Genomic DNA, 21,749 nt, shown 5'->3' on the forward strand with positions numbered 1-21,749 from the left:
GTCCTTGCGTCATCCGCTATATTTAAGTGTAACTGATTTTCACGATTTACGCCAACGGTAGATCAGCGTGGGCAGAACCACCAGGCCGATATAGCCGAAAAGTGGATAGACAAGTCCGACAAAGCTGGAAAACTTTACACCGGCAAAAGCCAGACTGACGCCTACAAGGAGGGTCATCGCCGCGGTGTAGCTAATTCGGCCTGTGGCAACCATTCTGCTGGTGAGACTGAAGGCGTTGCCGATGGCGGCGGTCGCCAGAGCCAGCCACAAAACTGCGGCATAGAAAAAAGCCGGCCAGTCCCCAAGTTTACCGGCAACGGCAACCATGGGTATTTCCAGACCGTTGACTTCCGGAAAACGCAAAAGGGCCGCCCCGATAACCCCCGCGAAGGCACCCAGCGCCATCCCTCCCACCGCGGCCCCCGTGCGGGCTCCCGTCTGCCGCACCTCTTTGCCCAGTGAGGCGAAGACGACCATAGCCAAAGTCAAGTTGAAAGAGACATAGAGTACACTTGAGAGAAGCCAGTGGTTAATGAGGTGAGAGCGATAAACCGGCAATCCTTCTCCTTCCCCGGGGTGGGCCAAAAAGGCGGCCGCAAGGCCAATGCCCAGGCAGAAGAGGAACTTCAGAGGAATCAAGGCGCTGTTAATCCAGAGTACTCCTTCTCCCTTGAACCAAAGCGCGAGGACCATCAGTCCCGCGGTCAAAACTACCCCAAGCCAGCGGGGCTGCCCAAAGAATTCATAGAAGAGAGCTCCCCCCGCCGAAATCATGGCAACCATGCCCACGAGGAGCAGGGCACTGACCAGCCAATCCAAAGTTCGGCCCAGCCTGCGCCCGAAGAGACCTTCAAAGAAGACGGTATAATTCGCTACCCGCCAACGCTCCTGCAGGTCGATCATTACCCAGCCAAGGAAAGAAAACAGGAGGGCGCTGACGGCAATTCCGACCAGCCCCAAGCGTCCGAACCTGACAAAAAACTGCTGGATCTCTTGTCCGGAAGCGAATCCGGCCCCCATGACCGCGCCTACGTAAGTCGCAGCCACCTGAAAAGTCGTGCGCTTATGCATGTGCCACCCCCTTACCCATCCTTATGGCAGGTTGAGGCAGGTAATGCATAAAGGAAGCGCAGATTGGAAATATTCTAAGAGACTGGATTTCTTGACAGGGGGTTGCGGCAAGTTTGAGTATACTTTCCGTCTTTGCTGAAACAGAAAAAGTCAAGGCCCATATTGATGACCCCGAGGGAAGGCAAAGACTGAAAGTGCGTCTGATCGAATGCTTTCAAAAAGCCGGACGCCGTCCCTTTCTGATTCTCTGTATCGGAACAGACCGTTCAACCGGGGACGCGCTGGGGCCTCTGATAGGTACTCAGCTGGCCCGGGCGGGCCTGCCGCGCTTACATGTCTGGGGGACCTTGGATGAGCCTGTGCATGCCACTAATCTGGCGGAGAAGATTGCTTCCATAAGGGACTCCCTTCTCAACCCCTATATAGTGGCCATTGACGCCTCGTTAGGCAGGCTCGATTCAGTCGGCTGCGTCACGCTGGCAGACGGTCCCCTGCGGCCGGGAGCTGGAGTTCATAAGGATTTACCGGCCGTAGGCGACGTAAACATTACGGGAATAGTCAATGTCGGCGGGTTTATGGAGTATATGGTCCTGCAGAACACCCGTCTTAATCTTGTCTGGCACATGTCCGAACGTATTAGTGAGCTGATTGCCGACGCCTACCTTCAGACAGAAGTGTGTGCGCCTGCCGAGGCGGAAGCTTTTCGGGAGAGACGCTGAAGCGCGGGTCGGCCAGGTTGTCTTGCCGGTGGCAGGTTTCGGGCGGATAAGCTAGCGCGCCGTAGTTCTGAGAGCCTTGGCGATGGCATCTCTTTCTTCTTCAGTCAAAGGGTAGCGCGATTCACCCTGCACTAGCGGCTTGGCATAGACTCTTGACTCGTCCCTGCTGTTTATTGAGGAGAGAACCAGTCCCGATCCTTCCTCATTGAGCAAAGCCAGAGAGAAACTCAAATCACTTCCCATGTTGGGAAAGGCATTGAAGCGAACCAGTGCCGCTTTATCTACGGCACTTTTCAATTTTTCCTCGGCCCTTGCGAGACGCAAGCGCGTGTCTTTCATGTTCGTTTCCAGTACTTCGGACTTGGTCGAGTATTCGTTGAGGAAATCCTCCAGATCCGCCCCGGATAGAGAAGTCAGAAGAACTTTGTGCGCGGCCTGGAACTTCTTCAGTTTATTTGCCAGTCTTGCGGTCGTAATCAACATTATAAGAATCATGATGGCGAGAGCGGCCAAAGTCCACCACGCCGGAATGGTAACGCTGGTCAAGGTAGTCACTTTCTTCTCCTTCCACGCTGGCTCATCCAACCGTGAGACTCTCAGTTCTACAAGTGGGAGTGGTTCCCCCGTTGCTTCGGTGGGGGTAGACTCCATCCTTCGCCGCGAAGCGTAATTTTGGGATGGGCGGCTTCGGTGTTCAACTTTAGTTGAACGAGTTTACTAGGCACCCAGATGTAAGTGAGTAAACAAAATTGTCAGGGGTATACTGAAGAAAATGCCCGGCAATAGGTTGCCCACTTTAATTTCTTTGATTTCGAGAATATTAAAGCCGATGCCCAAGATAAGGAGCCCTCCGGTCGCACTCATTTCGGCGATAACGTCTGGGGACAGGATGCCTTGCAAGAGCCCGGCCAACAAAGTTAACCCCCCCTCGTACACAAGTACCGGCAGGGCTGCGGCCAGAACTCCGATTCCCATAGAAGAAGCAAACACTAGCGCCGAAATTCCGTCCAACATCGATTTTGCGTAGAGTATACTATTGTTGCCCTTGAGTCCACTTTCCAAAGATCCCATGATAGCCATGGCGCCTACGCAATAGATCAAGCTGGTGGTGACAAAGGCCTTACTAAAATTGCCGGCTCCGCGAACATGTGAAAGTTTACGCTCGAACCAGGTCCCCAACTGTTCCAGCCTCAGTTCAATGTTGATCCATTCTCCCACGAGGCCACCGAGTACCAGACTTGCAATAACGGTCAGGGAATTTTTGGTTTCTAGGGCCATGTTTACTCCAATGAGTAAAACTGACAAGCCAATTCCCTGGATGACTGTTTTTTTCATTCGTGCAGGCAAAACTCTGCCTGAGATCAGACCAAGTAGACCCCCCAGCAGTATCGCTGCCGTATTTACTACTGGTCCAAACATACCGGTTATCGTCATGAGGCCACTCCTTCGTTATTCCATTAGGAGCACGATTATGATCTTTCAGTGTTCCACGTGGAACATTTCATCTGCGGTCGCGGCATTGTTCCACGTGGAACATTTTACAGACGCCCTCACAATCACAGCGAAACATTCCCTTCTCCAATCCTACTCTACATTGACTTGCCAAAGCTCCAAGAGTCGATTCAACTCGTCGGCGGAAAAAAACTCAATCTCGATCTTGCCTCGCTCTGAAGACCCTTTCACCTTAACCTTTGTCTGCAGGCAGGCACGCAGCGCCTCCTCCAATCTAAGCCAATCTTCCGAAGGACGCCCCTTTCCGGGTTTGGCCCCCCGCCCCTCTGTCACTTTCTTGATCAACTCTTCTGTCTCACGTACGGACAACCCGGCCTCTGCCGCCTTCCTGCCCACTAAAACCTGAACGGAACTATCGCCGAGCCCGGAAAGCAACTTACCATGACCAAGAGTCAACTTTCCTTCACGCAGCAACACCAAAAGCGGAGGAGGCAGTTCGATTACCCGCAACAAGTTAGCAACCGTTGCCCTTCCTTTACCAACGGCTTGCGCCACCTGTTCCTGCGTTAACCCATATTCCTTCATTAAGACAGCATAGGCACGGCCCTCTTCCACAGGAGACAAATCAGTTCTCTGCAAGTTTTCAACCAGCGCTTTTTCCGCCATCTCGCGTTCATTGCACTCAAGCACCAGACAATTGATTCGTTCCATTCCAGCCAACTGCGCAGCCCTGAACCTCCGCTCACCGGCGACGATTCGGTACCCGCTGTCCAAAGGCCGTACCAAAATTGGCTGCAACAGGCCATGCAACCGCAACGAATCGGCCAGAGCCATAAGTGAATCTTGATCAAAATCCTTTCGGGGCTGGTCCGGATTCGACGTTATCTCAGACAGTGGAATCTCGAGAACCTGTAACCCGCTCTCTTCCCTCACATTGCTAGCCAACAATGCCTCTAACCCACGCCCCAAACCCTTCTTAGACACGCTCCAAAACCTCCTTGGCCAAATCCCGATACACTTCTGCTCCACGTGAGCGCGAATCGTAAGTCACAATGGGCTTACCATGACTCGGAGCCTCGCCGAGACGGACATTTCGAGGAACGATCGTCTGAAAAACCTTGTTCCCAAAAAACCGCTTCACTTCTTCCACAACTTGAATCGCCAAGTTAGTACGCCCGTCAAACATTGTCAAAAGTGCCCCCAGAACAGCCAGATGCGGATTTAGGTGCTTCCTGACCCGGTTCAACGTATTCATCAAGAGGGATAACCCCTCCAGAGCATAATACTCACACTGGATCGGAATCAAAACGTAGTCAGCGGCGGTCAAAGCGTTCAGCGTCAACAAACCCAAGGAAGGGGGGCAATCGATGAGGATGAAATCGTACTCCTTTTCAGCCTTGAGCAGCGCCGCCTGCAAACGCGACTCTCTTGACATCAAAGAAACCAGCTCTATCTCAGCGCCCGCTAACTCAATTCTAGCCGGAACCAGCTTCAAGTTTTTGACGTCGGTCTTCAAGATGACCCGATCCAGCGCCACCTCGTTAATCAAAACATCATACACACAATGCGACAGCCTTCCCTTAGACACACCCAACCCGCTGGTGGCATTGCCTTGCGGATCCAAATCGACCAACAGAACCTTTTTCCCCACCTCAGCCAAACTCGCCCCCAAATTAACCGCAGTGGTCGTCTTCGCGACTCCTCCTTTCTGATTCGCAATTGCTATCACGTTTGCCAAACTGCGCACCCTCCCCCGTGGAGTTGAGCGAACACCCCGGTGCGATACCCCGCTCCACCGTTGACCTCAACTCCCTTAAATTATATACTCTCCCGCCCCATAAAGAAAGCTCAATAGGCGCCGGAATCGCTCAAGTCAGCAGCCTCCGGGATCCTTAAAGAATCGAAACCCGCCCTGAACCCCGTGGTTTCAACCAGAGGCAAAAGGCGGGTCTGTTCCCGGCTGAGCCACAAACCTGAGGAAACACTTGGAAAGGCTGCCGGCGCGCAGGCACCTCTTGACAATATCTCCGGCTTGCGCCCTATTTCGCAAGGTGACACTGACTAAAACCGAGGTGTCCTGCGCGCTCGATTCCTTTGTCGGATCGTTGGAAGCGCCGTATACCGAACGGTACGTAAGCCGTGTACGAGGGGAAGGTTCAGCTGACCAAATAATGGTCAGCCTCCTACCCAACTAGTACAGGGAAAGGGAAAGGGAAAAGGAAAGGGAAAAGGAAAAGGAGAGCGAAGCGCAAAGCGAAAGGGAAAGCACCGAAACTTTCACATCAACGGCTTTTTCCCTGGGACCCCGGCTCTGCGCGGGTAACCAGCAGGCGTCTCCTTAACCTTTCGCACAAGAATCAACGCGCGGTGTTCAGCTTGCGGCCCCAAGCCAAAATCCCGTATGTCTTCGATCTCCCCTCCCAACTCCGCCAAAGCCCTGCCGCTCATCGCCACCTCTTCCGCCGCCCGCGTCCCTTTTAAAGCAAAAAAAAGGCCACCCCGTTTCAGAAGCGGAAGCACATACTCGAGAACCACCGGCAGTACGGCAACACCTCTCGCGGCGGCACTGTCAAATCGGCCCCGCGCTCCGCCGACATACCCCAGATCTTCCGCCCGCATCTGTAAACATTCCACCTGCTTTAAACCCAGCTTTGCGCACACCGCTTTCAGAAAAGCAACTTTCTTCCCCAGAGAATCCACCAACGTCACCTTCAGATCCGGCACAGCGATTTTCACCGGAATGCCGGGAAAACCGCCACCCGTACCCACGTCACAAAACCTATCGCCCAACTCGTACCCCGCCAAAACCAGAGAATCCAAAAAATGCTTCACAATCACATCGCCCACTGATGTAATCCCGGTCAAATTCACACGGGCATTCCACTCCAACAACATCTCCGCATAAACGGAAAACTGTTCCACTTGTTCCTCATTGAGAGATAGTCCAAGTTTTCCCTCAGCCATCTCCGCCAGGCGAACCATTTCCTCATTCCACAAATTTTCCGCCTCCCCGCCGGACTTGTTCCAGATACACCATCAGCACCGAAACATCAGCGGGCGTCACACCCGTAATCCGCGACGCCTGCCCAAGATTCCGCGGCTGTGTCTGAGATAAACGTTCTCTCCCTTCAACCGACAGTCCCCGGATATCGGCAAAGTCGAGATTAACCGGAAGAGCGCGTTCCTCCATCCTCAAAAATCTGCCAATCTCCAACACCTGTTTTTCGATATACCCGGCGTATTTGGTCTCCACCTCCGCCTCGGCCAAGACCTCAGCCTCCACTGTTCCCAGGTCCGGCATCAACTCCAGGATTTCCTTCACGCCAATTTCGGGCCTCCTAATCAAATCTTCCGCCTTAATTCCCGATTTCAAAGCCGAAGACCCACTCCGCGCCAACACACCGGCAACCGCATCGCTTCCGGGGCCGAAAGTCGTCCCCCGCCAAATATCCCTGACATGCTCCAATGCCTCCACCTTTTCCTGAAACCGCCTCCACCTTTCCTCCCCGACAAGCCCGACCGCTCGACCCCGTTCAGTCAGACGCAAGTCCGCGTTATCCTGCCTCAAAACCAAACGATATTCCGCACGCGAAGTCAGGACGCGATATGGCTCCACAACACCTTTCGTCACCAAATCGTCTGCCAAAACACCTATGTACCCCTCAGAGCGCTTTACTACAAATTCTTCCCTGCCCAAAACCTTCATCGCAGCGTTGATTCCCGCCAATAATCCCTGGGCCGCAGCTTCCTCATACCCGGATGTCCCATTCAGCTGACCCGCAGTAAACAGCCCTGTGATACTCCGTACCTCCAAGCCCAGAGAAAGCTGATGGGGTTTCACATAATCATATTCAATCGCGTACCCGGGACGTAACATCTTCACTCTTTCCAGCCCCGGAATACTCCGCAGAATTTGCACCTGCACATCCTCCGGCATACTTGTGGACAGTCCGGCAATATAATACTCCTCCGCCCGCGACCCCTCCGGCTCAAGAAAAATTTGATGAGCATTCCGCTCGGCGAAACGAACTACCTTGTCCTCGATGGAAGGACAATAGCGGGGGCCTATTCCCTCAATTTCTCCGCTGAACAAAGGCGCCCTGTCCAAATTCGCCCGGATGATCTCATGAGTCTTCTCCGTAGTGTACCCCAGCCAACACGCTTCTTGCTTTGCCGGGTCCCCGCGCCAAAACTCACTCACTGTGGGCATAAACGAAAAGCGCCAAGCCTTATCATCTCCGCCTTGCCTCAGAAACTTACCGAAATCCACACTCCCGCGTTGAATCCTCGGCGGCGTACCGGTCTTAAACCGCCCCAATTCCACTCCCAGTTCTTTCAGCGACTCCGATAATCCAAGTGAAGGCATTTGCCCATTGGGTCCGCCGGCATACATCGCAGGACCGATGATGATCCGGCCCCTCAGATAGGTTCCGCTCGTCAGAACCACACTGGTCGCTTCAAAGCGAGCCCCCGTCCGCGTCACGACTCCAACGACCCTCTCCCCGCGCACGAGGACTTTCTCCACTACGCCTTGAACCAGACTGAGCTTCTCCTGATGCATCAGAACGTTAAGCATATTCCTCTGGTATGCTTTCTTATCCGACTGAACCCTCAAGGCTTGTACTGCCGGCCCTTTTCCGGTATTGAGCATACGCGCCTGCAGTGAAGTTTCGTCAGCCGTGATCCCCATCTGTCCCCCCAAGGCGTCGATCTCCCTGACGAGATGTCCTTTGCCGGGTCCCCCTACCGACGGATTGCAAGGCATATGCGCCACTGAATCCAAATTCAAAGTGACGAGCACGGTCAAGCAGCCCATACGCGCCGCGGCCAACGCCGCTTCGCAGCCGGCATGCCCGGCCCCCACAACGATTACCCCGTATTTTCCCGCCAGATACTCCACTCCAGCAACCTACTTTCCAATACAAAATCGGTTAAAGATATCATTAATCAGAGTTTCATCGACAGAGTCCCCCGTAACCGATGAAACCTGCCTCAAGCTCTCCCTTAGGTCGACCGTCACAATGTCCCAAGGATAACCCGCATCAACCGCCGCCAAAGCTTTTACTAAGCTCTCCCGGCACCTCTCCATGGCCGTAATATGGCGGACATTCGACAGGACAGGCCGCCGGTCCGACAACTCCGCGCCATACACCCGCCGCTTTATTTCCCGCTCCAAGTCATCAAACCCATATCCTTCGCGAACAGAGAAGTTCAAGCAAACCCTTCTCTCCTTCCGATCCCCGCCAACCCTGCTCAGCCGAAAAGGCTCGTCGATATCGTCGTTTTCCCCGGTAGCCCCACCCCAAACACCGGAATTCCGCCGGCCGGGCAAGAGATCCGTCTTATTCCGCAGCACGACGACACGATCCCCATAAAGCGACATAACCTTCCGCTCTTCTTCAGCCGGAGCCTCACCGGCGACCGTCACCAGCAGAATAAGGTCCGCTCTTGCCAAAGCTTGCCAAGCCCGCTCAATGCCCAATCTTTCCGCCTCGCCCTCACCTTGCCTCAAACCGGCCGTATCCACTAAATGCAAAAGCACCCCACCCAAACTCGCGGACTCACGAATTTCGTCTCTTGTCGTGCCGGGCAGATCTGTGACTATCGCCCTCTCTTCCTTGAGTAAAGCGTTCATCAAGCTCGATTTTCCGGCGTTAGGACGGCCGCAAATTACGGTTATGAGACCCTCGCGCAAAATCTTCCCTGTGCCGCTCCCTTCCAGAATAGCTTCCGCTTTCTCTTTAGACTTCATTAACCGCCTTTTCAGTTCGGCCCGGTCGAGCGCTTCCACTTCATCCTCCGGAAAATCGATTCCCGCCTCTAAAAAAGCAAGTGTCTCCAAAATAAATTCACGCAAACTTTGCACATCCCGCGAAAGTACCCCAGCCAACTGACTGGTTGCCAACTCCCCCGCACTATCCGTCCGCGCCGCGATCACATCGACAACAGCTTCTGCTTGCGCTAAATCCAGTTTCCCTCTCAGAAAAGCCCGCTTAGTAAACTCCCCCGCTTCCGCCTCTCTCGCACCCAAACGCAAACACGCCCGAAGAATCCGCAGGGCCACGTGCACTCCCCCGTGACAGTTGACCTCGTAGACATCTTCTCCCGTATACGAAGCCGGACTCAGCATTTTTCCGATCAAGACCTGATCAATGGCCACCCCGCCTTCTTTAAACCATCCTAAATGCAGGGTATAATTTCCCCCAACCCGCCAACGCTCGGAGTTGACCGGCTCAAAACACTTCTCTATGATTTCTCCCGCCCTATCCCCGCTCAAACGAACAATGTGAACCCCGCCAACTCCCAAAGCCGTGGCTAAGGCGACAATCGTATCCTCTAATCCCATTTCAACGCTCAATCGACCCATCTCCGTTTTACAAAAAGCCATCTAGCCAAAAAACCCGGCAGCGCCGGGTTTTCCACTTAAGGCGGCGACGCAAACCTTTTTTTTGCGCCGTACTGCTAAAAACGTTCTTTTCTCACTATAAGGCTTCCTTTCGCCTGATCACGCTTTCCGCAAAATAAGAAAACTTCCGCCCGTCTTAATTCAACCGATCCCTAAATACCCGACCGGTCTCTTTCCCCTCAGTCAAAACTCGCGGCCACGCCTCAGAGATATTACCACGCGCCTGTTCGGTTCATCTCCTTCGCTAAAAGTGCTTATCCTGCTTTCATCCTGCAGCGCCGTATGAATAATACGCCTTTCATGCGGATTCATAGGCTCCAATACAACCCGCGAACCGGTTCGTTTAACCTTCTCCGAAAGTCTCTTCGCTAAGCGTATCAGGGTCTCTTCCCGCCGCAGCCGATATCCCTCCACATCCACAACAATCCGTATTCGTTCGCCGACTCGTTTCGCCACCGCCAGATTCGTTAAGTACTGAAGCGCTTCTAAAGTTTCCCCCCGACGCCCGATCAGTATTCCCAACTCCGATCCCGATACATTTACTGACCAAAACTCCCCTCTTCTCTCCACACCGCAAACGGCCTGAACATCCATCACTTTACAGACGCTGCGAATAAAATCAAGCGCCATTTCCCCGGGGTCGTCCTCATAGGATATCCGCACTCGCGCGGCCGTCGTTCCCAACAAACCAAACAAGCCCTTCTTTACCGGCTCTTCCAAAACTTCAATGACCGCCTTTTCCCTCTCGACTCCAAGTTCGATCAGGCCGGCAGTCACAGCATCCTCAACGGTCTTCCCGGTCTTTTCCGTAACCTTCATGCCACACAGTCCTCCCCGTTTCCTATCAAACCGTCAAGCCTCATTCGCCTTGCCCCGGGCTAATCTCCGGTTAATGTACAGTTGTTGAAGGACCGAAACGAAATTCATCGTCACCCAATACAAGGCCAAACCAGACGGCACGGTAGCACTAATATAACCAAACATTAAAGGCATAAAATAGAGCATCACTTTCTGAGTCGGATCCGTCGCCGCGGTGGGACTTGAAATCCTCGTCTGCAAAAAGGTTGTTGCGGCAGCCAACACAGGTAAGATGAAATAAGGGTCTTTCTGGGTCAAATTAAACCAGATAAAGTGCGCGCTGCCGGAATTACCATACGGAAAATGCAGCAACGCGCTGTAAAGCGACCAGAAAATAGGCAGTTGAATAATAAGAGGTAAGCAGCCGCTCATCGGATTGACATTCTGTTCCTTGTACAATTCCATGACCGCTGCCTGGGCCTTTTGGGCATCGTCTTTATATTTTTTTTGAATTTCTTTTACCTTCGGCTGTAAGTCGGCCATCTTCCGCATCGAAGCCATCTGTTTCCATGTCAACGGGTAAATGATCGTCTTAATAATGATCGTCAATAAAATAATGGCGACACCGTAATAAGGCAGACCAACCGCAGCAGCCAGCCTGTACAATACTTCCAAGAAACTTGTCATCCATTGCACAACGATACCCACAAGACCCCTCCTTAAACTGGATCATATCCCCCCGGGTGAAAGGGGTGGCACTTCGAAATCCGCACCAGCGACTTCCAGCCACCTTTGACCAGCCCATACTTCTGCAGGGCCTGAACCGAATATTCCGAACAACTCGGATAGAAACGACAGGACGGGGGCTTCAACGGCGATACAAATTTTTGATAAAATCGGATTAACGCGATCAATACTCTTTTCATAACCTTTCCCTCTTCAAAGCCCCGCTCTTCCTCATCGCATGCACCATTGACCTTTCGACCTCAAAGTAAGAGATCCCTTTTAAAAAGGGGCGAGCAATACAAATAACCTGCCGATCTTCGGCCAAATCGCGCCAATGACGCCTGACAACCTCCCTCATCAGACGTTTCGCCCTGTTTCTCTGAACAGCATTTCCTACCTTCTTTGAAGCGATGAATCCGTATTTCTGCTTTCCCCGGCCACAATACAAGACGACATATTTAGACGCAACACTCTTCTTGGCCCCGAATACAGCCTTGTACTCAGACTTCTTACGTAAACGCCATTTTCTCTGCAGCATAAGGCCTCCAGCTTAACCGTTCCGTATCCCCTATTCTAACTCGAGCCGACGACTTTTAAACCGCAGCGGAGTCATTCAACCCCCGCACAAGCCCAGTTTTTCGCTGTCTTCTCAGCCAAAAAAGGCCACGCAACGCGGCCTTAAACTGCGAGTTTCTTTCGTCCTTTCAACCGCCTCCGCTTAATCACATTTCTTCCGTTAGGCGTGCTCATTCTGCTGAGAAAACCGTGCACTCTCTTGTGGCGCCGATTTTTCGGTTGGTAAGTTCTTTTCATAGACCATGACACCTCCTTCAAGCCGGACAACTGGACACTCTTCACCGATTATACTCTAAGGTCTTTTTCAGTGTCAAGGGAGCAACCATCCGCCCTCGACGGCCATACCTCGCTCAACGTGACTATGCGAACAGAGATCCCGATACCTCAAACGCGTCGCAGAACAAAGCAAGGGAAGCGCCGCCGGGCCGCACACACTAAGCCAACCCTCCCAAACTGTGAATAATTTTTTCCGCTCGTCCAGCTTCATGTTGATAACTCTGGCAAAACTTGATATGATATCAACATACTCTTCACTGCATGCGCCTTTCCGCCCCGTAGTTATCCACAGGGAGATTTTTATTCAGTTATCCACAAATGTGTATAATTTGTGTATAACTTTTTTTTGTCGAATCCTTCAATACTTAAGGGAGGTTTTCCTTCATGCCGCCCATTGCCGCCTCGCTCGATACAATTTGGCTTGAGACCCTCACGAAACTTCAAGCCGAATTATCTAAACCCAGTTTTGAAACCTGGCTCAGTTCCACCCGACTACTGGATATCCAAGACGACGAGCTAATCATAAGCGTACCCAACGAGTTTACCAAAGATTGGTTGGAAACCCGTTACGCGCCGTTAATCCGCTCTGCCATTCAACCTTTAATCGGCCGCCCTATCGGGCTTCGCTTTATCATCCCCGTTCCGAACGGCTTTACGGAAACTCATCCAGCCGACCCCGTTCCCCCCGGGCAACCCCACCCCTTTCGCTCACACCTAAACCCCAAATACTCGTTCGACACCTTTGTCATCGGCAACAGCAATCGTTTTGCCCACGCCGCCTCGCTCGCAGTCGCCGAATCGCCGTCCAAATCCTATAACCCCCTTTTCATTTATGGCGGAGTCGGGTTGGGCAAAACACACCTTATGCACGCCATAGGCAACTATGTCGTCGACCGCTTAGCGCAGACCAGGATCCTCTATGTTTCGAGCGAAAAATTCACCAATGAAATGATCGATGCCATTCGGGAAAAGAAACAAATAGAGTTCCGCAACCATTACAGGAATGTCGATATCCTTTTAATCGACGACATCCAATTTCTGGCCGGTAAAGAAGGCACTCAGGAAGAGTTCTTTCATACTTTCAATGCCCTTTACGATGCCAATAAGCAAATTATTATTTCCTCAGACCGCCCGCCCAAAGAAATTCCTACCCTGGAAGATCGCCTCCGTTCCCGTTTCGAATGGGGCCTCATCACAGATATACAGCCTCCGGACCTGGAAACCCGCATCGCCATTCTGCGCAAGAAGGCCAAGATTGAAAACCTTCAAGTCCCCAACGAAGTGACTGTCTACATAGCGGACAAAGTCCAATCCAACATTCGCGAACTCGAAGGGGCACTCATCCGGGTCATGGCCGTCGCCTCCCTCAACTCCGTCCCAATCACACAGGAACTTGCCGCTGAGACCCTCAAGGATATCCTCCCGGCACAAGACCCCAAACAGGTCGAAATATGCACCATTCAACAAGCCGTCGCCGAATATTATCATCTCTCTTTGAGCGACTTCAAGGCCAAAAAACGCACCCGCTCCGTAGCTTTTCCCCGCCAAATCGCCATGTATTTGTCCCGCAAAATGACTGATTGCTCCCTGCCCAAAATCGGCGAGGAATTTGGCGGCCGCGATCACACGACCGTAATCCATGCTCACGAAAAGATTCAGGAAATACTTGATAACGACCCCCAGTTCGAAAAGAAACTCTCCGAAATTATCAGCCGCATTCAAGCTCTCTGTTAAAACTCCCCGGCTGACCCGCCCCTATCCACAGACTTTTCAACAGCCCTCATTCCAACGCCAAGCTCCCTTTGACCACCTATCCACAAACTAACTCCGCAGACGACTTCTGCGACTAACTAAGATCTTATTATTAATGTTTATCCCCAAAACTTGCGAGGGAGGATCCCCATGAAAACTCACTGCTCTAAGGACGCACTTCTCACCGGAGTCAATACCGTTCAAAAAGCCGTATCCGGCAAAAATGTCGAACCTGACCTTCAAAGTATCTTCCTCCGGGCCGAAGCGGGCAAATTAATATTCCTGGCTACCGACATGGAAATCGGAATCCGTTGTGAAGTACCCGCCGAAACAGAAACAGAGGGTACGCTCCTTCTTCCCGCTAAGCTTTTCTCAGACATCGTGCGCAAACTGCCGGATACCCAGATTACCCTTGAGAGTCAAGCAGAATCCGCCAATCTCGAATACTACCAATCCCAAATATTTCTTAAGGGTTATGACCCTGAGCAATTTCCGCTTCTTCCCGATCTCTTGGACCCCGTTTCTTTCTCCCTACCTTCTGAATCCTTCAAAACCATGATCCGCGAAACCCTCATTGCAGCCGCACAGGAAGAAAGCCGACCCATTTTCAAAGGTTTGCTCCTGGAAATGGAGGGTTCGGTCCTGCGCCTGATCGCCACAGATACCCATCGTCTGGCCTACAGCCAGTCCGGAATCGATAACCCGAACGGGCTCGATTTTTCCGGCATTGTTCCGTCCAAGACTATGTCCGAGATCTATCGCCTCCTTAAAGATGATGACGACTCCATAACAGTACGCTTTACGGGTTCCCACGTCTCCTTCCAATTTGGAGCCGTTCACCTGCTCACGCGCTTAATAGAGGGGCAATTTCCCAACTATAAACAAGTTATTCCCAGTTCTTGCCGAACAAAGATCCGCCTTTTGGTCAAGGATCTTATGGAATCAGTGGAAAGAGCTTCACTTTTGGCCAGGGAGAGTTCGGCAGGGGTAAGTCTTGTTCGCTTGGAAATAAGCGGCGATCTCCTCAAAATAGAACATACAACCGATATAGGCAAAATCTCCGAGCAATTGTCTATTGAAAAAGAAGGCGCGGACATCACCATTTCTTTCAATTCAAGGTTTATTTTGGATGTTCTGCGCGTACTTCCGTCCGACCAAATGCGTTTTGAACTCTCCGGTCCCCAGAGCGCCGCCATCATCCGTACCCCGGCAGACGAGAATTACCTCTACCTTCTCCTGCCCGTGCGTACTAACTGACAGCCTATGCGCATAAACTATTTAGCCTTAAGAAATTTCCGCAACTACATAGCCGTCGATCTTGAGTTTCCGCCCGGAACCAGTGTTTTCGCCGGTTTTAACGGCCAAGGCAAAACTAATTTGCTGGAGGGAATTTATTATCTCCTGCACGGGCGTTCATACCGGGAGGGCGAGCTAATTCGCTGGGGTGAACGTTATTTTCATTTAGAAGGTGAATTTGCTTTAGGAGAAAGAAACATACATATCGAAGCTTACTCCCAAGGCCGGCGTAAGGTTATGAAGGTTAACGGTTCTCCCGTCCGTAAACTCTCGGAGTATCTTGGTACCGTCAATGCCGTTTCCTTTGCACCCGACGATTTAACCTTAGTCAAAGGAGGACCCTCAGAACGCAGAAAATTTCTGGACCAGCATATAGCGCAAATTCAGCCGCGCCACATTGCCATTCTAAATTCCTATAACAAAGCGCTGCAACAGAAAAACGCACTCCTGAAAACAAACCTTACCCTTCGAGACAAACAACAACAAATTTCGCTGTGGAACGAACAATTGGTCAATTTTGGCTGCAAAATCATTGCCAACCGAATGGAACTCGTAGAACCCCTGGCTCAATGCACCGCGGAGATTTACTCTGAAATATCGGGACGGCGCGAAAGATTCGGAATGCTTTACCGCAGTCTGGGTAAAAATGATGCCAGAGAAGCAATTGCCTTGTTTCCGTCCTTTTTGCAAGACAAACAATCCGAAGAAATAGAACGTCGTATTTCCTTCCTGGGACCCCACCGAGATGACCTGTATTTCCGGCTCGGGGATAAACCGGCCAGGCTCTATGCTTCCCAGGGACAGCAGCGTTCAATAGTTCTCAGCCTGAAGCTGGCCCAAATGCGGCTGATTAAGGATCTTAAGTCCGAATATCCTCTGCTCTTGCTTGATGATGTTCTCTCCGAACTGGATAAAGAGAGGCAGGAATTCTTGCTTTCTTTTATCCGCACTGCCAACATTCAAACCCTTTTGACTATGACAAACGGAGAAAAATTCCCGGGTAATTCCGCGGTTTTTTATGTCGAAGAAGGAAAAATTAGGAGGAAAGTATAATGTATTTACACTTAGGTGGAGATACGGTTGTCGATCAAAAAAAAATCGTTGCTATTCTCGATCTTGATACCGCCAAGGCGGAAAATGAAGCGGGACGCTTTTTCAAAAGAAGTCAAATCACGGATTCAGAAGAAGGAGAAGATGAAGCTGTTAATTCCCTAAAAGAAGAATTTATGGACTTTGTAAATGATATAAGTGAGAGCGGTAAGCAAAAATCTCTTATAATTACTACCGACGGACATTATTTTTCGCCAATTTCTACTAGAACTCTTTTAAAACGCTCGTCTTTTTTTGAAGAAATCGAGGAAGTTAACGGAGTCAGGGAAAATTACTAAATTCAAGGAAAACGCTCCGTAAACGCGGCCGGCAGCCGTAAATAGGCATAAAAAAGAGCTGAAATCCGGATGTACAAATACGGGTTGACTTATGCCGGGTCTAAATATATACTGGAAATAAAGTAATTGAGAAAAATTTCTAAACTAACTATTCCAAATTGTTCCACTTCAAGGAGGAAACCATTTTTCAGGAGAAAGAGGACATTATAATTTTAAATGGTTCCGATTGAATTTTCCACGTTGGCGTACCGTGTCCGAAACGGGAAAAGAGGACTGGAAGGGGGGTGTAGTAGACGCTGAAGGCAGTGGCTGCTATTTTTGCGTTTAAAGGGGGTTGGCAGGTGTGTTTGAACAGAAACTTGAGGTTTTTAAGACAGTTGCCGACTGCAAAAACATTACTCTGGCGGCGAAAAAGATGCATATGAGCCAATCAAGTATCAGCCTGCAGATTCAGAGCCTTGAGGAGCAGTTTGGGGCCCGCTTTCTGGACAGAACGAACAGAGGGGTTTCCTTAACCCGTGCCGGTCATGTCTTTTATCAGTATGTTTGCAGTATCCTGGAGGTTATGGAAGAAATCCAGCAGAAAGTGACCCTGCTTTCCGAAGATAAACGGCGCTATGTAAATCTCGGCGCGACACTTACCATCGGTGAATATATCATGCCCCAAATTTTAGTTTATCTCTATAAGCAGTGGCCCGATATCAATTTTAAGACAGTGATTGCCAATACGGAGACAATCAGTCAGGGTATATTGGACCGCAAAATCCACGTCGGCTTAATCGAAGGTCCGGTTTCTCCGAACCGCCTGCTCAAGATCGAAAGTTTTTGGCGCGACGAGTTAGTGGTCGTCGTTCCTTTTCATCATCCGTGGGCAGAAAGGGACTCTATAAGCCTGGCTGAGCTCTCCAAGGAACGCTTCATTACGAGGGAAGTCGGCTCCGGGACGCGTAAGGTTACTGAGAACTACCTGAAAGAGTTGGGACTGGATCCCGGTCTTCTCAATATTTCCATGGAACTCGGCAGCACCCAGGCTATTAAACAGGTAGTCTCTGCCGGCTTAGGCATCACGGTCATTTCTTATTTGACTGTGCGTAAAGAATGTGAGCAGCGAATTTTTAAGGCTCTGCGTATCGAAGATTTTCCGCTTTGGCGGCCTTTAAATATTCTTACTTTGGAAAAAAACACCCAGTTTACCCAAAGCCAAGACGAACGTTATTTTATCGACTTCCTGCATAACCAGAAATTGCTGGCCAAAGTGCTGACCAGCAGCTACTCCGAAGACGATATGGCCGCGGCCGGTTCCAAAATCGTGCAAATTATGAGCTAAACCGGGCCCGTCATATTTGACTGCCATATGATAAATTGATAGTACGAACGTTGACTTACTATAGACTCAGTGCTAGTCTTCTTCTTAGATTGGATTATAATCTGAATAGCTTTGTGCTTTTTGTTACGTGTGATTTTCCTGTTTCTGCCGTTTCTGCCTCTTACCTTATACCGTTAAGGTATGTGCATTTCAGAAATAAACTGCGCGGATTACAGGGACTCGTGATGATAAGCACATTCCGGAAAATGAAAAAGTTTTTGGAAAAAGAGATGTAGAATACCGGTTTATGTGAAAGAAATCATATTCCCTTACTGGCAGGCGGGGGCGAGTCGCGATGTGTCAAATAAAAAAGTGTTACCCCGGCGTGAATCTACAATCGGTCCTTCCCAGGCTCGATACCTCATAAGGGGTATCAATTTCGGGTTGTTTCTGTTAGACGGACGCTCAATCTTAGCCGGGAGTCTACGGGCATTTAGGAGGTAAAAGGATGGCATTAAAAAGTATTTTAGTGGTCGGGGGAGGCATCAGCGGACTTACAGCGGCTGTGGAGGCTTCCGAGGCAGGGATTGAAGTTTATCTGGTTGAGAAAAGACCCTATCTCGGGGGAAGAGTCGCCCAGATGAACCAGTACTTTCCGAAATTATGTCCCCCAAACTGTGGCCTGGAAATTAATTTCAGGAGAATAAAACAGAATCCGCGCATCAGAATCTTTACGTTGGCCGAGGTGGAAAAGATTGAGGGCGCGGAGGGAGATTTTACCGTGACGGTCAAAGCCAATCCCCGCTACGTCAATGAAAACTGCACGGCCTGCGGGAAATGTGCGCAAGTCTGTCCGGTGCAAAGGGAAAACGAATTTAACTACGGCTTAGGAAAGACGCCGGCCATTTTCAAGGCTCACGAGTTTGCCTTTCCCTTGAAATACGTGATCGACAATAAAGCCTGTTTGGGTACCGAATGCGGAAAATGCCTCGAAGCTTGTCAGTACCAAGCTATTGAGCTGGACATGCAGGCAAAAAGTTTCAAACTCAATGTTGGCGCCATTGTTTGGGCTACCGGTTGGGAACCTTATGACGCAGCGAAAATTGACTATTATGGTTACGGACGTTTCGAAAACGTCGTTACAAACGTGATTTTCGAGAGGCTGGCGTCTGCCAACGGGCCCACCGGCGGCAAACTTCTCCGGCCGTCCGACGGCAAAGAGCTGGAAAGCATAGCTTTTATACAATGCGCCGGTTCCCGGGACGAAAATCATCTGCCCTATTGTTCCGCGGTTTGCTGTATGGCTTCTTTGAAACAAGCGACCTATGTTAAAGCCCTTAATCCGACGGCGAAAGTCTATATGTTTTATATAGATGTCAGGGCTATGGGAAAGCACGAAGATTTCTACACCAAGGTCGCAGACGACATCACGTTGGTGAAAGGCAAAGTCGGTGAGATTTCCGAAGATCCCTCAACAAAAGATCTTACACTTCAGGTAGAAGACCAGTTAACCGGGAACATCATGAGACAAAAAGTTGATATGGTAGTTCTGGCGGCCGGAATGGTACCCGCTACCTTTGACGCTAAAGTTCCGCTTTCTGTAAGCTACGATGAAGATGGTTTTATTGCCTCCGATTCACAGCAACCCGGGATTTATGGCGCCGGCTGCGTCAAGAAACCCATGGATGTCGCATCTTCGGTTAAAGATGCCACGGCGGCCGCGCTCAAGGCCATTCAATCTACGGTGAGGAGGCAGCTCAATGGATAAAAAAACCGCTGTTTATATTTGTACCGGCTGTGGAATCGGGGAATCTCTCGATATAGATGCCCTCGTTAAGGTGGCCGCAAAGGAGGGAAAAGTTCCTGTCTGCAAGACGCACGGATTTTTCTGCGGCTCCGAAGGGCTGGCTCAAATTAAAAACGACCTCGAGAACGAAGGCGTCAATTCCGTAGTCATCGCCGGTTGTTCATCACGCGTTAATTACGATGTATTTGATTTTGGTCCTTCCGTCCTTACGGAAAGAGCGAACATTAGGGAACTGGTTACCTGGACTCACCCGGCCAATGATGAAGACACTCAAATGATGGCCGAAGACAATCTGCGCATGAGTCTGGCCAAAATAAAACATGTCGAACCGCCGGAGCCTTTTTGCGGAGAGAACATGGTAAAAACCGTCCTTGTGGTCGGAGGCGGCCTGACCGGCATTACGGCTGCTTTGGAAGCGGCGAAGACCGGATACAAAACGGTTTTGGTGGAAAAGAATCAGGCTCTGGGCGGCTGGCTGAACGGATTGCACCGGCTGGCTCCCCGCAAAGCACCCTACACGGAACCGGAGGAAGTTGACATTGCGAACAAAATAAAGGAACTTTCCCTTTATCCGGATCTAAAAGTGTATACCGGGGCGGAAATAGAGGAAATCGCAGGCGCGCCGGGAATGTTTGAAGTCAGCATCCGCCAGGACAGCGGTATCGCGCGGGAGAGAGTCGGTTCCGTCATACTTGCCACGGGTGCCGTTCCTTATGATGCGACAAAGTTGGACCATCTTGCGTACGGCAAGTTCGACAATGTGATTACCGCTCAGAAACTAGAAGAGCTGGCCGGCCAAGGAGAAATCGTACGTCCCGGGGACGGCAAGGCAGTTCAAAGTATTGCCTTTATCCAGTGTGCAGGCTCTCGCGATCCGGAACATCTGCCTTATTGTTCGGCGGTTTGCTGTGTGGAGTCTCTCAAGCAGGCGACTTACCTCAAGGAGCAAAATCCCGAAGCGGCGGTTTACATTTTCTATAAAGACCTGCGCGCACCCGGTGAATATGAGCGCTTGTACAAAAAGGTTCAGCAGGACGGTGTTATTTTTGTCAGGGGAGACATTACCGGGATTGACGAGGATGATGAGAAAAACCTGATCGTCAAGGCACAAGATGTCCTTACCCAGTCGGAAATCAGTACGGAGAGCGTAGACATGGTTGTGCTGGCGACAGGAATGGTGCCGACAACAGCTTTTGGCGAAAATCCTGAGGCTCAAGGCGAGACTGAGAGTGACGACAAAGCGGCCGCGAGCGAAGTGATCCTAAAATCCAACCTGCTCAACTTGGCTTATCGGCAAGGCCCCGAGTTACCGACCCTGAAGTATGGTTTTTCAGATTCTAATTTCATTTGTTTTCCGTACGAGACCCGCAGAACCGGAATTTATGCGGCCGGCAGCGTCCGGGCGCCCATGGATGAGGCCTCCTGCGTGGAAGACGCGGCAGGTGCGGCCTTGAAAGCCATCCAATGCATGGAATTGAGTGACCAGGGATCGGCTGTTCACCCACGCGTATGGGATCTTTCCTTTCCGGAGTTTGCCATGCAAAGATGCACGCAATGCAAGCGTTGCACGGTGGAGTGCCCGTTTGGCGCCATCAACGAAGATGAAAAGGCCAATCCTTTGCCAAACCCGACCCGTTGCCGCAGGTGCGGGGTCTGTATGGGAGCTTGCCCCGAGCGCATCATTTCCTTCAAAAATTATTCCGTGCCGATGATTGGCTCTATGATCAAGGCCATCGAAGTCCCCGACGAAGATGAGGAAAAACCGAGAATCTTGGTCTTTGCCTGTGAGAATGACGCTTACCCTGCCCTCGATATGGCCGGTATCAACGGGCTTCGCTATAATTCCTGGGTCCGAATCGTCCCGGTGAGGTGCCTCGGTTCAATCAACCTGGTCTGGATAGCCGATACGCTTTCCAACGGGATTGATGGGATACTCCTTCTCGGCTGCAAACACGGTGACGATTATCAGTGCCATTTTGTCAAAGGCAGTGAGCTTGCGGAATACAGGCTGTCCAAAGTATCGGAAACCCTTGACAGGCTGTCGCTCGAGTCTGACCGGGTACGGATGGAGGAAGTCTCCATTGTGGATTATGACAAGATTCCCGCTATACTGGACAGCTTCGCCGAGAGGCTGGAAGAACTGGGTCCAAACCCCTACAAAGGGTTCTAAGTCCTT

Annotated in this window: 21 protein-coding genes; 8 read left to right on the plus strand and 13 right to left on the minus strand. The window is 51.0% G+C overall.

The annotated features are described in order from the left end of the window. Positions 1-39 precede the first annotated feature (39 nt). Positions 40-1,071 (minus strand): YkvI family membrane protein, encoded by a 1,032-nt coding sequence (locus tag MNU25_RS02090; protein ID WP_240983571.1) that lies wholly within the window; start codon positions 1,069-1,071, stop codon positions 40-42. 113 nt (positions 1,072-1,184) lie between these two features. On the opposite strand from MNU25_RS02090, the gene yyaC reads away from it, so the two are divergent. Then, a complete protein-coding gene (gene yyaC, locus MNU25_RS02095; protein WP_240983572.1) occupies positions 1,185-1,790 on the plus strand; it encodes a spore protease YyaC in 606 nt (201 codons plus the stop codon). Positions 1,791-1,841: 51 nt separating this feature from the next. Here the strand turns inward: yyaC and MNU25_RS02100 are convergent, their stop codons facing one another. The 12 genes from MNU25_RS02100 to rpmH all read right to left on the minus strand — a co-directional run bounded on the left by MNU25_RS02100 (position 1,842) and on the right by rpmH (position 11,985). Next, positions 1,842-2,375, minus strand: coding sequence for a DUF4446 family protein (locus tag MNU25_RS02100; protein WP_240983573.1), 534 nt, complete (start codon positions 2,373-2,375; stop codon positions 1,842-1,844). A gap of 132 nt (positions 2,376-2,507) precedes the next feature. Further along, entirely contained in the window at positions 2,508-3,209 is a 702-nt protein-coding gene (locus MNU25_RS02105) for a DUF554 domain-containing protein (protein ID WP_240986692.1), read from the minus strand. 165 nt (positions 3,210-3,374) lie between these two features. Continuing rightward, entirely contained in the window at positions 3,375-4,226 is an 852-nt protein-coding gene (locus MNU25_RS02110; RefSeq protein WP_240983574.1) for a ParB/RepB/Spo0J family partition protein, read from the minus strand. Then, the gene (locus tag MNU25_RS02115) at positions 4,219-4,980 is read right to left on the minus strand and encodes a ParA family protein (RefSeq protein ID WP_240983575.1); all 762 of its coding nucleotides are present in this window, start codon (positions 4,978-4,980) and stop codon (positions 4,219-4,221) included. Before MNU25_RS02115 ends, MNU25_RS02110 begins: the two co-directional genes overlap by 8 nt. Positions 4,981-5,519: 539 nt before the next feature. After that, positions 5,520-6,239, minus strand: a complete 720-nt coding sequence (gene rsmG, locus MNU25_RS02120) for a 16S rRNA (guanine(527)-N(7))-methyltransferase RsmG (protein ID WP_372503591.1) — start codon at positions 6,237-6,239, stop codon at positions 5,520-5,522. Then, positions 6,229-8,142, minus strand: coding sequence for a tRNA uridine-5-carboxymethylaminomethyl(34) synthesis enzyme MnmG (gene mnmG / locus MNU25_RS02125; protein WP_240983576.1), 1,914 nt, complete (start codon positions 8,140-8,142; stop codon positions 6,229-6,231). Before mnmG ends, rsmG begins: the two co-directional genes overlap by 11 nt. Positions 8,143-8,151: 9 nt before the next feature. Next, positions 8,152-9,588 (minus strand): tRNA uridine-5-carboxymethylaminomethyl(34) synthesis GTPase MnmE, encoded by a 1,437-nt coding sequence (gene mnmE / locus MNU25_RS02130; RefSeq protein WP_240986694.1) that lies wholly within the window; start codon positions 9,586-9,588, stop codon positions 8,152-8,154. A gap of 243 nt (positions 9,589-9,831) precedes the next feature. Then, positions 9,832-10,467 carry an RNA-binding cell elongation regulator Jag/EloR gene (jag, locus tag MNU25_RS02135; protein ID WP_240983577.1) on the minus strand — a complete coding sequence of 212 codons (636 nt, stop codon included), beginning with the start codon at positions 10,465-10,467 and terminating at the stop codon, positions 9,832-9,834. Positions 10,468-10,500: 33 nt separating this feature from the next. Next, positions 10,501-11,154, minus strand: coding sequence for a YidC/Oxa1 family membrane protein insertase (locus tag MNU25_RS02140; protein WP_240983578.1), 654 nt, complete (start codon positions 11,152-11,154; stop codon positions 10,501-10,503). A gap of 11 nt (positions 11,155-11,165) precedes the next feature. Further along, positions 11,166-11,372 carry a membrane protein insertion efficiency factor YidD gene (gene yidD, locus MNU25_RS02145; protein ID WP_240983579.1) on the minus strand — a complete coding sequence of 69 codons (207 nt, stop codon included), beginning with the start codon at positions 11,370-11,372 and terminating at the stop codon, positions 11,166-11,168. Next, positions 11,369-11,710, minus strand: a complete 342-nt coding sequence (rnpA, locus tag MNU25_RS02150) for a ribonuclease P protein component (protein ID WP_240983580.1) — start codon at positions 11,708-11,710, stop codon at positions 11,369-11,371. Before rnpA ends, yidD begins: the two co-directional genes overlap by 4 nt. A gap of 140 nt (positions 11,711-11,850) precedes the next feature. Continuing rightward, positions 11,851-11,985: a 50S ribosomal protein L34 gene (gene rpmH / locus MNU25_RS02155; RefSeq protein ID WP_047831062.1), complete on the minus strand. Its 135-nt coding sequence runs from the start codon at positions 11,983-11,985 to the stop codon at positions 11,851-11,853. Positions 11,986-12,408: 423 nt separating this feature from the next. Between rpmH and dnaA the strand changes: the two genes are divergently transcribed. The 7 genes from dnaA (at position 12,409) to MNU25_RS02190 (ending at position 21,743) form a co-directional block, all read left to right on the plus strand. Then, complete coding sequence (dnaA, locus tag MNU25_RS02160; RefSeq protein WP_240983581.1) at positions 12,409-13,758, plus strand: chromosomal replication initiator protein DnaA; 1,350 nt, start codon at positions 12,409-12,411, stop codon at positions 13,756-13,758. Between the two features lie 168 nt (positions 13,759-13,926). Then, positions 13,927-15,033 (plus strand): DNA polymerase III subunit beta, encoded by a 1,107-nt coding sequence (gene dnaN, locus MNU25_RS02165; protein ID WP_240983582.1) that lies wholly within the window; start codon positions 13,927-13,929, stop codon positions 15,031-15,033. A gap of 6 nt (positions 15,034-15,039) precedes the next feature. Continuing rightward, positions 15,040-16,125 carry a DNA replication/repair protein RecF gene (gene recF / locus MNU25_RS02170; RefSeq protein WP_240983583.1) on the plus strand — a complete coding sequence of 362 codons (1,086 nt, stop codon included), beginning with the start codon at positions 15,040-15,042 and terminating at the stop codon, positions 16,123-16,125. After that, positions 16,125-16,460 (plus strand): DUF370 domain-containing protein, encoded by a 336-nt coding sequence (locus MNU25_RS02175; RefSeq protein WP_240983584.1) that lies wholly within the window; start codon positions 16,125-16,127, stop codon positions 16,458-16,460. Before recF ends, MNU25_RS02175 begins: the two co-directional genes overlap by 1 nt. A gap of 343 nt (positions 16,461-16,803) precedes the next feature. Next, the gene (locus MNU25_RS02180) at positions 16,804-17,787 is read left to right on the plus strand and encodes a LysR family transcriptional regulator (protein WP_240983585.1); all 984 of its coding nucleotides are present in this window, start codon (positions 16,804-16,806) and stop codon (positions 17,785-17,787) included. A 487-nt stretch (positions 17,788-18,274) separates the two neighbouring features. Further along, a complete protein-coding gene (locus MNU25_RS02185) occupies positions 18,275-19,534 on the plus strand; it encodes a CoB--CoM heterodisulfide reductase iron-sulfur subunit A family protein (RefSeq protein ID WP_240983586.1) in 1,260 nt (419 codons plus the stop codon). Then, positions 19,527-21,743 carry a hydrogenase iron-sulfur subunit gene (locus MNU25_RS02190; RefSeq protein ID WP_240983587.1) on the plus strand — a complete coding sequence of 739 codons (2,217 nt, stop codon included), beginning with the start codon at positions 19,527-19,529 and terminating at the stop codon, positions 21,741-21,743. Before MNU25_RS02185 ends, MNU25_RS02190 begins: the two co-directional genes overlap by 8 nt. The last annotated feature ends 6 nt before the right edge of the window (positions 21,744-21,749 follow it).

The sequence above is a fragment of the Acididesulfobacillus acetoxydans genome (assembly GCF_902729405.1).
GTDB lineage: Bacteria > Bacillota > Desulfitobacteriia > Desulfitobacteriales > Desulfitobacteriaceae > Acididesulfobacillus > Acididesulfobacillus acetoxydans.

What these genes read in the sequence shown, in the direction of transcription:
- dnaA (WP_240983581.1), top strand. Translation starts at nt 12,409, where the DNA reads ATGCCGCCCATTGCCGCCTCGCTCGATACAATTTGGCTTGAGACCCTC.
- yidD (WP_240983579.1), bottom strand. Translation starts at nt 11,372, where the DNA reads ATGAAAAGAGTATTGATCGCGTTAATCCGATTTTATCAAAAATTTGTA.
- rnpA (WP_240983580.1), bottom strand. Translation starts at nt 11,710, where the DNA reads ATGCTGCAGAGAAAATGGCGTTTACGTAAGAAGTCTGAGTACAAGGCT.
- MNU25_RS02090 (WP_240983571.1), bottom strand. Translation starts at nt 1,071, where the DNA reads ATGCATAAGCGCACGACTTTTCAGGTGGCTGCGACTTACGTAGGCGCG.
- MNU25_RS02105 (WP_240986692.1), bottom strand. Translation starts at nt 3,209, where the DNA reads ATGTTTGGACCAGTAGTAAATACGGCAGCGATACTGCTGGGGGGTCTA.
- MNU25_RS02175 (WP_240983584.1), top strand. Translation starts at nt 16,125, where the DNA reads ATGTATTTACACTTAGGTGGAGATACGGTTGTCGATCAAAAAAAAATC.
- mnmE (WP_240986694.1), bottom strand. Translation starts at nt 9,588, where the DNA reads ATGGGATTAGAGGATACGATTGTCGCCTTAGCCACGGCTTTGGGAGTT.
- jag (WP_240983577.1), bottom strand. Translation starts at nt 10,467, where the DNA reads ATGAAGGTTACGGAAAAGACCGGGAAGACCGTTGAGGATGCTGTGACT.
- MNU25_RS02190 (WP_240983587.1), top strand. Translation starts at nt 19,527, where the DNA reads ATGGATAAAAAAACCGCTGTTTATATTTGTACCGGCTGTGGAATCGGG.
- rpmH (WP_047831062.1), bottom strand. Translation starts at nt 11,985, where the DNA reads ATGAAAAGAACTTACCAACCGAAAAATCGGCGCCACAAGAGAGTGCAC.
- dnaN (WP_240983582.1), top strand. Translation starts at nt 13,927, where the DNA reads ATGAAAACTCACTGCTCTAAGGACGCACTTCTCACCGGAGTCAATACC.
- MNU25_RS02185 (WP_240983586.1), top strand. Translation starts at nt 18,275, where the DNA reads ATGGCATTAAAAAGTATTTTAGTGGTCGGGGGAGGCATCAGCGGACTT.
- recF (WP_240983583.1), top strand. Translation starts at nt 15,040, where the DNA reads ATGCGCATAAACTATTTAGCCTTAAGAAATTTCCGCAACTACATAGCC.